Annotated in this window: 8 protein-coding genes; 3 read left to right on the top strand and 5 right to left on the bottom strand. The window is 60.3% G+C overall.

Going from position 1 to position 13,642, the window contains the following annotated elements; translation table 11 throughout:
• Nucleotides 1–9: 9 nt before the first annotated feature.
• Complete coding sequence (locus Mal15_RS24110; RefSeq protein WP_147870097.1) at nt 10–2,220, bottom strand: PQQ-dependent sugar dehydrogenase; 2,211 nt, start codon at nt 2,218–2,220, stop codon at nt 10–12.
• Nucleotides 2,221–2,511: 291 nt separating this feature from the next.
• Here Mal15_RS24110 and Mal15_RS24105 point away from each other — a divergent pair, with 291 nt between their 5' ends.
• Nucleotides 2,512–3,975, top strand: a complete 1,464-nt coding sequence (locus tag Mal15_RS24105; protein ID WP_147870096.1) for a sulfatase — start codon at nt 2,512–2,514, stop codon at nt 3,973–3,975.
• A 62-nt stretch (nt 3,976–4,037) separates the two neighbouring features.
• Nucleotides 4,038–5,975 (top strand): ATP-dependent helicase, encoded by a 1,938-nt coding sequence (locus tag Mal15_RS24100; RefSeq protein WP_147870095.1) that lies wholly within the window; start codon nt 4,038–4,040, stop codon nt 5,973–5,975.
• 375 nt (nt 5,976–6,350) lie between these two features.
• On the opposite strand, the gene metX is transcribed toward Mal15_RS24100, so the two are convergent.
• From metX to Mal15_RS24080, 4 genes are all read right to left on the bottom strand, one after another.
• On the bottom strand, nt 6,351–8,123 hold the full coding sequence (gene metX / locus Mal15_RS24095) for a homoserine O-acetyltransferase MetX (protein WP_199773723.1): 1,773 nt from the start codon (nt 8,121–8,123) through the stop codon (nt 6,351–6,353).
• Nucleotides 8,120–9,424: an O-acetylhomoserine aminocarboxypropyltransferase/cysteine synthase family protein gene (locus Mal15_RS24090; RefSeq protein ID WP_147870094.1), complete on the bottom strand. Its 1,305-nt coding sequence runs from the start codon at nt 9,422–9,424 to the stop codon at nt 8,120–8,122. Before Mal15_RS24090 ends, metX begins: the two co-directional genes overlap by 4 nt.
• 302 nt (nt 9,425–9,726) lie before the next feature.
• Entirely contained in the window at nt 9,727–10,857 is a 1,131-nt protein-coding gene (locus Mal15_RS24085) for a S1C family serine protease (protein ID WP_147870093.1), read from the bottom strand.
• Between the two features lie 5 nt (nt 10,858–10,862).
• Complete coding sequence (locus Mal15_RS24080) at nt 10,863–12,257, bottom strand: Gfo/Idh/MocA family protein (protein WP_147870092.1); 1,395 nt, start codon at nt 12,255–12,257, stop codon at nt 10,863–10,865.
• A 237-nt stretch (nt 12,258–12,494) separates the two neighbouring features.
• On the opposite strand from Mal15_RS24080, the gene Mal15_RS24075 reads away from it, so the two are divergent.
• Nucleotides 12,495–13,535, top strand: a complete 1,041-nt coding sequence (locus tag Mal15_RS24075; protein WP_233902989.1) for a TIGR00266 family protein — start codon at nt 12,495–12,497, stop codon at nt 13,533–13,535.
• Nucleotides 13,536–13,642 lie beyond the last annotated feature (107 nt).

Raw genomic sequence — 13,642 nt, 5'->3', positions numbered from 1 at the left:
AAAGCGGTTCTACATTGGGAGCTGCCGCAAGAAACTCTCGCCGAAGCGGCCGTAGTCTTGGCCGTCGACATCGTCGTCTCCATCGGAGTCGAAGATTGCGTTGAACGCGGGGTCGGTTGAGGGTCGCAAGAACGTCAACCCGAAGCGTCCGTAGTCCTGGCCGTCGACGTCTCGGTCGCCGTCGGAGTCGCCGAAGAAGCGGAAGAATTTGTCGGCCGGATCGGTGCCGAAGGTGAAGTCGTCGCCCCCATGTTGGTCGCCGTTTCCGTCCAGGCCGACGCCGCCGATCGTGACATGCGAGGCGTCGATGGTCAGACGATAGCGACCGTCGGCGAGACTGATTGCGGTGCCGAGGAACGATTCGACCGAAGGCCCCGAAGCAATTCCCAGCGTGAGTGTGGTGACGCCGTTTTGCACCGCGGTCGACGGAACGAGCGTGACGCTCTGCTGAGAATCCAGATTCATCAACTCGATCGCACCACTCGCCGAGTCATTGATCTGGACGGTTGAATCGAAGGTGATCTTCAGCGAATCGATGATGGAACGTTGCCGATCGCCGCTGCCGATTTGCACGTCGTCCACTGTGGGAGCATCATCGTTCAAGATCCTCCCCTGGGCTTGGCCGTTCCCGATCGTCGCGCCGACCGAACTGGTCATCGAGACCTCAAAGGTTTCGTGGGGTTCGGGCAGCCGGTCTCCGATGACGTCGACTTGCAGCGTTGCCGATGTTTCGCCAGGGAGGATCATCACCGAATGCGTTGTCGTCTTGTAATCGGCTCCTTCGGAAATCCGAAAGATCTCGCCGCCGATGTCGACGATGAACAGGTTGCCTGCTGCGTCTTCACCAAACGAGGCAATGGAGTTGATGCGTCCCACATCGGGTGTCAGCAGATCGGTCCAATCGGTGAAGTCGTCGTAGTTGGTGCCGTCGTGGGTTGTGGGGTCGGGAGAGTTGGGTCGGAGTGACCAGATGCGATTGTTGGAAAAGTCACCGAAGAAATAGTTGCCGTGAAGTTCTTCCAGAGGGCCGCGGTAGACGTAGCCGCCGGTCACCGAGTTTCCTTCGCGGTCTCCTGACCCGTGTTGATAATCGTAGATGGGATCGACTGCAAAGAGCGGTTTGCTGCCGGGGACATTGGGCGTGTCGATCGTTCCTTCGCGTCGACGCCAACCGTAGTCGATACCGCCGCCGCTGGTGGCCGGTTGGAAATTGATTTCTTCGCGTTGCGATTGGCCGACATCGGCGATGAGCAAGTCGCCGGTCTCTCGATCAAAGCTGTTGCGCCAAGGGTTTCGCAATCCGTAAGCCCAGATCTCGTCGTCACCGCCACGAGCGACAAACGGGTTGGAGGGCGGGATCGCATAGTTTCGCAACGCATCGCCGGGAAAATCGTCTCCATCGACGTCGATCCGTAAGATCTTGCCGAGCAGGTTGTTGGTGATGTCTTGGGCGTTGTCCAAGGGATCATTCCCCGAGCCTCCGTCACCGCTGGCGATGTACAGGTAACCGTCGGGGCCGAAATCGATCCAACCGCCGTTGTGGTTCGGATACGGTTGACTGAATCCGAGCAGGGGACGCGCGGAATCCGGGTCTGCGGTTTCGCCGTTTGCATTTGCCGTGTACTCGCGGATCAAGCTGGCACCGTTGGGGAGGGTCATGTTAACGAAAAAACGCCGGTTGGTTTCGTAGTCCGGGTGGAATGCCAATCCGAGCAAGCCGCGTTCACTGTTCGTGCTCAAATCCTCGACGACCAGAAACGGCGTCGGCGAGACGGTGTTGTCGGTCAGGTCTAGCTTTTTGATCGCCCCGGTCTTCTCGACGACGAACAAGGTGTTCGGTTCACCGGGGGCGTGCGTCACGTACAGCGGGGCGCCCAGACCGCTGGCAATCCGCTGGACAATCAGCGCGTCGGCGGTGTCATTGGCGATTTGAAAGTTGACCGTCACGGTTTCCTCCGCCGCCGCGGACAAACGGACGTCAAACGCCAACGTGGTCGGACCGGCATGGCCTTCGGTGACCGAAGCATCGGTGATGGAGACGCTCGGCGGGGCCGACTGGATCATCTCCTGCGCTACGTATTCGCTCGGTTGAATCGGACCGATAAACCCATCGCCCGACAACACGGCAAGTAATTCGCGCCGCTCCAGAGGCTCGCATCTCAGCTGTCGGACCTGTGGTTGCCTGGGGCTTCGGATCGGCTTCCGATTGTGACGTGACATGAACGCACCTGATGGGCTGGGCGACGAGCAAAAAGGATCGGGGACTAAATCGCACCGGAGTTGTCGCTGGTGTCCACGCCAGATCCGATCCCCTGACACGCGGAATACGAGTGGAGGGGCGGCGAAGGGCTGCACACCGACGGAGGGCCAATCATACCAGGGATGATGCCACGTTTCCCGAGTTTCGCCAGAGGACGCTGACCGACAAAGACAAGCGAGCCTGTGAACAGGCTATCATTGACCGCGTCGTCAGCTTCAACAGAATCCTGCCCCTTTTTCCCGGTTTTTGTCATGCCATCCAAGCTTGCCTCCGTCGTCTATTGCTGCGTCATCGCGTTTTCCGCGGTGAGCCAAGGCGTGATTGCCTCAGCGGCCGACAAGCCGAACGTGCTGTTCATTTTCTTGGACGATTTCGGCTGGCGGGACGCCGGTTTCATGGGCAGCGACTTTTACGAGACGCCGAATCTGGACGCGTTAGCCGCTCGTGGCATGGTGTTTACCCATGCCTATGCCGGCGCTGCGAATTGTGCCCCATCGCGTGCGTGCCTGTTGTCCGGTCAGTATTCACCGCGTCACGAGATCTACAACGTCGGGACGTCGCGGCGGGGCAAGCGAACACACGGCCGCTTGATGCACATCCCCGGTACCGACACGTTGCGAACCGACATTCGCACTTGGGCCCACTGTGTCCGCGAGGCCGGTTACCGGACCGGCACGATCGGGAAGTGGCATCTCAGCGACGATCCGATTCCATACGGGTTCGATTTTAATTTCGCCGGCACCCACAGCGGAAGCCCGCCACGGGGCTACTATCCCCCTCACGGCAACATCCCCGAATTGGCCGACGCCCCCAAGGACGAGTACCTGACCAATCGCTTGACCGATGAAGCGATCGAGTTCATCGGCCAGGATTCCGACCGGCCGTGGTTTCTGTATTTGACCCACTTCGCCGTGCACACGCCGATCCAAGGCGAGCCGGAGTTGGTGAAGAAGTACCAGCAGAAACAGCCCGGCCAGCTGCACGACCATCCGGTCATGGCGGCGATGATCGAAAGCGTCGACCGGGGCGTCGGACGGATCATCGACTCGATCGATTCACTGGGACAGACCGAGAACACGATCATCGTGTTCACCAGCGACAACGGTGGCTACGGGCCGGCAACATCGATGAAACCGCTGAAGGGTTACAAGGGGACCTACTACGAAGGCGGCATACGCGAACCGATGTTCATCGTCTGGCCCGGGGTGACGAAAGCCGGCACGACCTGCGACGCACCGGTGATCAACCTGGACCTGTTCCCGACCTTTTGCGAGATGACCGGGGCGAAGCTGCCCGATCAACCGATCGACGGCGTCAGCCTTTGTCCCCTGTTGGCCGGCGAGCCCGATGGCGTGTTTGAGAGCCGTTCGTTGTTCTGGCACTTTCCGGCATATTTGCAGAGCTACCAGCGTCTCGACGGGCAGCGTGACCTGCTGTATCGATCGCGGCCCTGCAGCATCATCCGCAATGGGACATGGAAACTGCACGAGTATTTCGAAGACGGCGGATTGGAACTGTACGACTTGCAGGCCGATCCGGGGGAGTCGACGAATCTGGCCGAGTCGCAGCCGCAGCAACGCGAGCGATTACACGGATTGCTGAAGACCTGGCGAGAATCGACCGGTGCCCCGGTGCCGACCGAGCCGAACCCCGACTTTGACGCCGACGACGAGGCACGGGAGATCGCCCGACGCCTGAAAAAACGCGACGCTTGAAAAAATCGAGGGGAGCCGATAGCCTGAGATTTGGCAATCGAATTCGCGTGGGAAGGGATGTGATGGAATTAAATACCGAGCAAACACGTGCCGCCGAATTCGATGGGGATGACGTGCTGGTGCTGGCCGGCGCGGGGACCGGCAAGACGAGCACGATCGTCGCGCGCGTCGTCCATCTGACGCAGACCGGCGTCGACCCGCGGCGGATTTTGCTGTTGACCTTCACCCGCCGCGCCGCCCGTGAGATGCGGCATCGGTTGACCCAGCAGATCGGTTCTTCGGCCAAGACCGTGCCCACCGGAACCTTTCATAACTTCTGTTTGCAATACCTGCGTCGTTGGCCGGATCTGTTCGAATGCGGTTCGCTGACGATCATCGACCGCGACGACCAATTGCAGCTGATGAAATTGGCCCGGGCGAACGTCGTGGGCAAGGACGCCGGGTTCCCCAAGTCGGCCGAGTTGGCGAATTATTATTCCTACGCGCGAAACACCAATCGTCCGACGGCGGAATACCTGACCGAATTCACCGATTACGATGAGGACGCGATCAAGCGGATCAGCGCCGTCCTGCAGGATTACACCAAGCGCAAGCAGGAGTGCCGCTACTTCGATTACGACGACATCTTGCATCTGTTTGCCAAACAGTTACACCGCAGTCGGATCGTGCGGGAAAAGATGCAGTCGCGCTATGACCACATCCTGGTCGATGAGATGCAGGACACGAACCCGTTGCAGTGGTTGATTCTGGATGGCATGCGCGACCCGGCGAAGTTGTTTTGCGTCGGCGATGACGCCCAGAGCATTTACGCATTCCGCGGTGCCGATTTTCGCAATGTGCATTCCTTCACCGAGCGTGTGCCTGGGGCACAGGTGCTGAAGCTGGAACAGAATTACCGCAGCACCCAAGAGATCTTGGATCTGTCCAATTGGCTGCTCGACCAGTCGTCATTGGGCTATGACAAACACCTCCGCGCCGCTCGCGGGGCCGGCGTCAAACCGGTTCTGGTCGAAGTGGACAGCGACTTTGAGGAGGCCGACTGGGTGGCGTCGGATTTGATGCAGCGACACGAGGAGGGCGACCCCTGGCGCGAGCACATGATCCTGACGCGAAGTGCGTGGGCCGCCCGCAGTACCGAAGCTGCCTTGATCGAAAACGACATCCCCTATCGATTCATCGGCGGGACGCAATTATTGCAATCGGCGCACGTCAAAGATCTGCTCAGCTTGCTGCGTGTGATCGACAATCCGGCCGACCAACTGGCCTGGATGCGTTACCTGACGCTGTGGCCGCGGATCGGTGAAAAGACGGCGGCCAACACGATCGGCAAACTGCTGACATTGCCGGACATCAAAACGATCGCCAAACTTTTGGCCGACCGCTACAAAACCAATCCACGTCTGGCCGAATCGATCGACGAGTGCCTGAAGTGTTGGCAGCGCCCCAGTGATGTGATCGGGGCCGCGACCGACAAGATGACGCCGCTGCTGGAAAAAAAATACGACGACTGGGACCGACGCAGCAAGGATTTCGTACTGTTGCGTCGCTTGGCGGCCAAGCATCCGTCGGTCGGCGAATTTCTGGAAACGTACACACTCGATCCGATCACCGAATCGGAAGCCAGCAACGAAGACATCGATGATCTGGTGACACTGATCACGGTGCACAGCGCCAAGGGGACCGAGGCGCCGGTGTGTTACTTGATCGGCGTCCAACCGGGGAATTATCCCCACGCCCGCAGCATCGGGGACGACGACAAAGAGGAAGAAGAACGGCGGGTGTTGTACGTCGCGATGACCCGTGCCCAGAACGAGTTGTTTTTGACCGGTTCGCTGCGTTCCCATGGTGCTTACGTCCCACACCACAACCGGTTTTATCAATCCGGCGGCTCGAACACCCAGCCGTATTTTTTGAAGGACTTGCCGCCGGGGTTGGTCCAATCGGATCTGGATATCGACACCGATCCGTTTGACGCGCCGATCACCTCGTTTCGGGGGTGATAGCTGGCGTTTCATTCCCCAAGATGCTCAGCGGGGCGGGGAAGAAATGGCAGAATGATTCGGGGCAGAATGATTCGGGGCAGAATGATGGGGGCAAAACGATGGGGGGCAAAACGATTGCCGGGTGCCGTGCCCCGATTTGTGAGATGATGGAAGTCTGGTGTCAGTGGGCGATGCCTGAGAGACCGATCGACGGCGGGCCGAGCGTGGGCTGGGCAGGACCGATCCGTGTCCATTCGGTCTCGCCAATCTTCTTACCTTCAAAATTTTCCTACCTCTCCATTTGCCACCTCGAAGGGAATGTCGAGTGACCTGGCACAGGCGCCTGGATTCGGAAAAATCAACAAGCCGTTGGCGAATTCCGCTACGGCGGGATCATCCCGCGATCACCAGGATCGCGGTGTCGGCGTTCAGGTTCGGATCGTCGTCGGCGTCGATTCGCTTGCCCTGCGACGCGTCGACGTAGATCTCTTTCTCCAAACGCAGGGACATCTGATCGCAAAGATCATGCACGTCGGCGATGCTGGGGAACCTTCGGTTGGGCGTGTTGTACCACTCAAAGCCGAACTCGCCGGGGGCTTTGGGCGACCGCCCTCGGATGACGTAGTCCTCGCGCAACTTGCGATAGGCGAAGTTGGGAAAACTGATGATGATCCGCCGACCGACGCGAATCATTTCCTGGAACAGCATCTCGACACTGGCGACCGCTTGCAGGGTCGCACTCAGGACAACCACGTCGAATTGGTTGTCGATAAAGGCGGGCAGACCGTTGTTCAAGTCATAGTCGATGACATGCATGCCCCGATGTCCGGTTTTGACGATGCTGTCCTGCGCGACTTCGACGCCGACCAGTTTCTGGTGACCCCGCTCGCGAAGCGCGGCCAACAGGTGGCCGTCACCACAACCCAGGTCCAGCACCGACGCGCCGGCGGGGATTTCGGCCAGAATCAGTTCTTCGACGTCGGAAACCGATGCCGGTGCCGAGTCGATGTCGCCGAGTCGGGCCTGGACCAGCGGAGCGTACTGGGCGATGTCGTCGGCGATCAAGAACGAATCGTGGCCGCGCGGCGTGGTGATTTCTGCGTAGGTCACGGGCTTGTCAAGCGCGGTGAGCGCGTTGACGATGTCGCGTGATTGGTCACTGGTGAACAGCCAGTCGCTGCTAAAGCTGACGACCAAAAACTGGCAGTCGGCATCGTTGAACGTTTCCATCAACTGCAACCGATTGGCACCCAGGTCGTACAGATCCATGGCCATCGTCAGCGTGACATAGCTGTTGGCGTCAAACCGCGTGGTGAATTTTTGGCCCTGGTGCGCGAGGTACGAACCGATGCTGAATCGTTGTTCAAAGATCGTCGCGATCTCGCGTGGGTCGTGTCGATCCGATCCGAACTTTTGTTCCATCGCTTCGGTCGACAGGTAGGTGACGTGGCCGAGCATCCGCGCGATCGCCAGTCCCGTGGTGGGCCGCTTGGGCTGGTCGTAGTATTGACCGCCGTAAAAATGCGGATCGGTTTGGATGGCGTTGCGGCCGATGATGTCGAACCCCAACGCTTGGCTGGTCAACCGGGCGCTGGAGGCGATGACGACGCACAGGTCGGTCGAATCGGGGTGCTTTGCGACCCAGGTCATCGCCTGGTGGCCGCCCAGCGAGCCGCCGATGATGGCGTGCCAGCGGGTGATGCCCAGGTGGTCGGCCAACATCCGTTGGACGGTGACCATGTCGCCGACAGTGATCCGCGGAAAACTGGCACCGAACGGACGACCGGTTTGCGGATCGATGTCGCTGGGGCCGGTCGTGCCGCGACACCCGCCCAAGACGTTGGGACAAACGACAAAGAACCGATCGGTGTCGACCGGTTTGCCCGGTCCGATCAGATCGTCCCACCAGCCCGGATCGTCCTGGGGGTCATGTCGTGCCGCGTGCGAGTCGCCCGAGACGGCATGGCAAATCAACACGGCGTTGGAGGCGTCGGCGTTGAGCGTGCCCCAGGTTTCGAACGCGCAGCAGACGTTACTCAGCCGTCCACCGAGCTCCAGCGTCACGTCGCCGTCGAAGGTCACCGAACGGACGTGCTTGAGCGGTCCGGCGACACGGTCGTCATCGGTGCTGGCGAACAGATCGGTCGTGGACTCGCTTTGGCTCACGTTGCCGCGGCGAGCGCCTGTTTCAGGTCATCGATGATGTCATTGACGTCTTCGATGCCGACCGAAATCCGGATGTATTCGGGAACGACACCCGCTTTAGCCTGTTCTTCAGGTGTCAATTGCTGGTGCGTCGTGCTGGCCGGGTGAATCACCAACGTCTTGGCGTCGCCGATGTTCGCCAGATGCGAGCACAGCTTGCACGCGTTGATGAACTTTTTCCCGGCTTCCATTCCGCCCTTGATGCCGAAGCCCATGATCGCGCCTTGGCCGTGGGGCAGGTATTCCTGTCCGCGCTGGTAATCCTTGTGCGATTTCAGTCCCGGGTAATTCACCCATTCGACCGCGTCGCTGGATTCCAGGAACTCGGCCACCTTGAGTGCGTTTTCGCAGTGCCGGGGCATCCGCAGATGCAGCGTTTCCAAGCCCTGCAGAAACAGGAACGCCGCAAACGGACTCATCGCCGCCCCGGTGTCGCGCAACCAGTGGGTTCGAGCATGAATCAGGTAGGCGATGTTACCCATCGGACGCAGGTGTTCTTCGAAGACCGCGCCGTGGTAGGACGGCGACGGTCCGCAGAACTCCGGCCATTTTTCGGGCTGATCGGCCCATTTAAAATTACCGCTATCGACGATCGCACCACCGATGTGCGTGCCGTGACCGCCCAGGAACTTGGTGGTGCTGTAGATCACGATGTCGACCCCATGCTCGATCGGCTTGAGCAACATCGGTGTCATCACCGTGTTGTCGCACAACAACGGGATCGCGCCGTGGGGGGCACTGTGCGCGGCATCGGCGATGGCTTTGAAATCCGGCACGTCGTTCTTGGGGTTGCCGATCGATTCCATGTAGACCAAACGCGTGTTCTCGTCGACCAAACCATGGATCTGTTCGGGATGGTCGGGATCGAAGAAGCGGACTTCGATGCCCAAGTTCTTGAGTGTCTGCGTGAACAGGGTCCAGGTGCCGCCGTAGAGCGAGGTGCTGCTGACGATGTTTTGTCCGCTGTGGGCGATCGTCAAAATTGCGGCCGTGATCGCCGCTTGCCCGGAGGCAAAACACAACCCGGTCACACCGCCATCGAGTGCCGCCAGACGTTTTTCCAGCACGTCGACGGTGGGGTTCATCAACCGGCTGTAGATGTTCCCGAATTCGGACAGCCCGAACAGTGCCGCGGCATGGTCGGTGTCGTTGAAGGTGTAGCTGGTGGTTGCATAGATCGGCACCGCGCGAGCGTTGGTGGTCGGGTCGGGCTCTTGGCCGGCGTGCAACGCCAGGGTTCCGGGGCGGTAGTTCTCGCTCATCAATTCACTTTCCTGGGGACGGTATTCTGTCGAGAGGGGCGAACAGTGTAGGGCAATCCGATGGGGCTGACCACGGTGCGATCGGTCGCCGGCCGAAGACGAGCGCAGCGAACATCGTCGACGGATTGTTGACTGAATTAGCCGTATGGCGCGAGCCTACGGGCGACGGTCAGCAATTCTGTATGCCGGGTGTCCGTACGCTCGCGCGAAACGGCTGATCCCTCGTGTGACCAGATCAATTCAACTAGCCATCGCATCTGGAACGCTCACGTGAATTGACAGGCTGGAAGCCTATCCCACGGTTACTGCAACACGACGTCGACCGATTCGGTCTGACCCTCTCGCAGGTATTCAACGGTGACGGTCTGGCCGACAGAGTGGCGTTCCAACGCTTCCAGCATGTCGTTCATGTCGCGCACCGTTTTTTCGCCGATCTTTTGGATGATGTCGCCGGGTCGGACCAAGCTGGACTGGCCGATCACGGTTTCCCGCAGTCCGGCGCGATCGGCCGGACCGCCGGGGACGACGTGAAAGATCAACACACCCTCGACGCCCAGTCGCTGTGTGACCGCATCACTGAGTTCGGCGATCACACGGACGCCCAACTGCGGCGGCGCGTAGCGGCCGTTGGCGATGATTTGCGGGACGACTCGGTTGACCGTGTCGACGGGGATGGAAAACCCGACACCGGCCGACGTGCCCGAGGGGCTGTAGATGGCGGTGTTGACGCCGATCAGCCGCCCGGCGCTATCCAACAACGGGCCGCCGGAGTTGCCGGGGTTGATCGCGGCGTCGATCTGGATCACGTCTTCGATCGAACGGCCGGTGGGGCTGTCGATCGAGCGGCTTTTGGCAGAAACCACACCGGTGGTCAGGGTTTGATTGAGCCCGAAGGGATTGCCGATGGCGAACACCGCCTGCCCGACCAACAGGTCACCGCTGGTGCCGATCGCGACGGGAAGCAGCTTTGCCGCCGCCGCGTTGATCTTGAGCACGGCCAAATCGTGGTCGGCCGATCCGCCGATCAGCGTCGCTTCGTAAGACGATTGGTCCCACAGCACGACCTTGGCCGAAGACGCTTCTTGCAGGACATGGAAGTTGGTCACGATGTGGCCGAATTCGTCCCACATGAAACCGCTGCCCGACCCCGCGTCGACTTCGATCGCCCGCCGCGAAAACGGGCTGGCGATTCGCGATCGGGTCGTCAGGTAGACCACCGATGGACTGACCGTGCGGAACAGTTCGACGGTCGACTGTTCGAATTCGGCCAGTTCACCTCGCGGGGTGACCGTGCGGGGCGTGCCGCTGGCGGCCATGCCGACCCCCAGCCAGACGCGAAGGGTCGGCCAGACAAAGACGACGGCCACGACCGTCAACAACAGCCAGGTCAGGCGGAGTTGGCGTCGCAGATCGATCGCGTCTTCGGACTGCATCGGTATCAACCCATGTCGATTTCGTAGCCGCTGCGGTACGGCCGGGCGAGCATGCTGTTGGCTTGCGAGTCGCCGACGATCTGTTCGCTGTGGTCGTCCCACTTCAGCTCACGGCCGCCCAGACGAGCGCTGATGCCGGCCAAGTGGCACACGTTCAGCATTTCCATGTGGGTGTGCACGTCACTGATCGGCTCGGCGCGTTCCTTGGCACAGTGCAGGAAGTTTGCCCAGTGGGCCGCACGCTCGTTGCGTTCCATCGGCAGGTTCTTGTAGACCTTGGCGATCGCGTCTTCGGGCAGCGGGTTGTCTTTCAATTCTTCGACGGGCTTGCCGACCAGTCGGCCTCGGTTGACGAAGATCTTGCCCTTGTCGCCGCTGATCAAGACGCCGTTGTCGGTGTCGTTGCGGATGATCATCTTGGTGCCACCGGGATACATCACGTTGAACAGGAACGAGGTCGCGGTGTTGTAGCGATCGTTCTGTTGCGGGACGCCGTCTTTGAATTCCACCGGATGTTCGGCGGTGCCGCCGATCGACAACGGGCCTGCCGTTTGACCGTTCAACTTGAGCGCCCAGTTGCAGATATCGACGTGGTGCGCGCCCCAGTCGGTCAGTTTTCCGCCGCTGTACTCGTACCACCAGCGGAATTCGTAGTGGCAGTTCGTGTTGCCGCGGCCGCGATTTTTTTCGCTCGGCAGGTTGCGGTAGTCGACCAGGGGCGCCGGGCCCAGCCAGCGATCCCAGTCCAAGCCTTCGGGCACATCGGCGACGGGAATCGGCGGGCTGGTCGGAGCACCACCGATGGCCGCTTGGACTTCGTGGATTTTCCCCAGTCGTCCTTCGTTGACGATCGCCATCGCTTTGACAAACAGATGGAACGTGCTGCGCTGCTGCGTGCCGACTTGGACGATGCGTCCGGTTTCCTTTTGGACCTTGCGAATCAATTTGCCTTCGTCGATCGTCAACGTGAGCGGTTTTTCACAGTAAACATCTTTTCCGGCCAGCATGGCTTCGATCAGCGGCTTGGTGTGCCAGTGATCGGGGGTCGCGATGTGGACCGCATCGATGTCTTTGCGGTCGAGCAGTTCGCGATAGTCGACCGATTCAACGGCCTTGCCGCCGCTGTGTCGCTGGTTGAATGACTGGAGGCGACCGAGGTCCACGTCACTGATGGCGACGACGTCCACCCAGTCTTTGGCGCTGTTCATGTTGCCGCCGGCCATGCCGCCGGCGCCGATCACGCCCATCGCGACACGATCGTTCTTGCTCTTGGTTTCATCGGCCAGAGTTTTCGGCGCCGAATAAAAATACGGGACCGAAGCGGCGGCGGTGGCGGCCGCGGCGGTCTTGAGGAACTGGCGTCGCTGCTGGCCGGAATTCAATTTGGATCGCTGGGTCATCGGACTGCCTGATGATGGGGTGAGTGGGAATCGGGGGATTTGATTTCGCGGTCGCGAGGGTAAAGACCGCCGACGATCGCTGAGAGGATGTTCAAATGAGGGCACATTGGAGATCGCTCGCCAAGCCCTATGGTAAAGTTCCAGCGCCCTATGGTAACTGGAAAGGGGCCCCGTGGGGCAGTCGTTGGACCAGAGAAAAATGACCGTCGCGTAGACGAATGAAAGGAGAAGAAAGCGGTGAGATTCAATTGCCCGATGTGCGGAAAAGACTACCAGGCGGACGATTCAATGGCTGGAAAACAGGTCAATTGCAAGGCCTGTCGACAGACATTCCGTGTCCCCGGTGGAGATCCGGTGGGAACGGCCGGCGGTGATTTCGCGGTGGATTCGACCGCCGACGGCGACGACCGGTTTTCCGCCGGCGAGGTCGAAATGAGCACGGCGCCGGTGACGATGCGCGGCGGTCAGTCCGGCGACGGCGTCAACCGCAGCAGTGACGAAATCGATTACGAAGTCTTCGGTCACGAAACCCAGTACGTCGAGATCACGCTCGACCCGGGGGAGCAGACGATCGCCGAAGCCGGGGCGCTGATGTACATGACCGACGGGGTCGAAATGGCGACCGTTTTCGGCGACCCTTCCAAGCAGGATAGCAGTCTGTTCGGTAAAGTCCTTTCGGCGGGAAAACGGGCGCTGACCGGTGAAGCGCTGTTCATGACGACGTTCACCAACCAGGGCCGCGGACAGGCCAAAGTGGCTTTCGGCGCACCCCATCCGGGACGCATGATCCCCTTGCACCTGGATCAATTGGGCGGAGAAATCATCTGTCAAAAAGACGCCTTTTTGTGCGGCGCTCGCGGGATCACGGTGGACATCGCCTTTCAAAAGAAAATCGGTGCCGGCTTGTTCGGCGGCGAAGGCTTTATCATGCAACGGCTCAAAGGCGACGGCATCGCCGTCATCCACGCCGGCGGAACGATGATGTACCGCGAATTGGATCCCGGTGAGACGCTGCGGTTGGACACCGGCTGCCTGATGGCGATGGGGCCCTCGGTGCACTACGACATCCAGTTCGTCGGCGGACTGAAAAATGCCTTTTTCGGCGGCGAAGGCCTGTTCCTGGCGACCGTCCGGGGCCCCGGCCCGGTCTGGTTGCAATCCCTGCCGTTTTCGCGGTTCGCCGGACGGCTGGCCGCGGCGATTCCCAGCGGCGGAAACACCCGCAAGGGCGAAGGCTCGCTGCTGGGCGGGTTGGGAGAAATGTTTATGGGGGATTGAATCCAAAGGAGCCAGGAGAGGGATGGCAGAATGATTCGGGAGGTGGAGCCTCTAATTTCGTGTGTTCCCAGGCAGAGCCTGGGAACGTGGGGCAAACGGGCATTGAA

Source organism: Stieleria maiorica, from assembly GCF_008035925.1.
Taxonomy (GTDB): Bacteria; Planctomycetota; Planctomycetia; order Pirellulales; family Pirellulaceae; genus Stieleria; species Stieleria maiorica.
The sequence above is the reverse complement of the archived record's forward strand: the minus strand, read 5'-3'. Positions and strand labels throughout refer to the sequence as shown.

Coding starts and splice junctions, on each gene's coding strand:
- Mal15_RS24110 (WP_147870097.1), bottom strand. CDS start 2,220: ATGTCACGTCACAATCGGAAGCCGATCCGAAGCCCCAGGCAACCACAG.
- Mal15_RS24105 (WP_147870096.1), top strand. CDS start 2,512: ATGCCATCCAAGCTTGCCTCCGTCGTCTATTGCTGCGTCATCGCGTTT.
- Mal15_RS24100 (WP_147870095.1), top strand. CDS start 4,038: ATGGAATTAAATACCGAGCAAACACGTGCCGCCGAATTCGATGGGGAT.
- Mal15_RS24090 (WP_147870094.1), bottom strand. CDS start 9,424: ATGAGCGAGAACTACCGCCCCGGAACCCTGGCGTTGCACGCCGGCCAA.
- Mal15_RS24085 (WP_147870093.1), bottom strand. CDS start 10,857: ATGCAGTCCGAAGACGCGATCGATCTGCGACGCCAACTCCGCCTGACC.
- Mal15_RS24080 (WP_147870092.1), bottom strand. CDS start 12,257: ATGACCCAGCGATCCAAATTGAATTCCGGCCAGCAGCGACGCCAGTTC.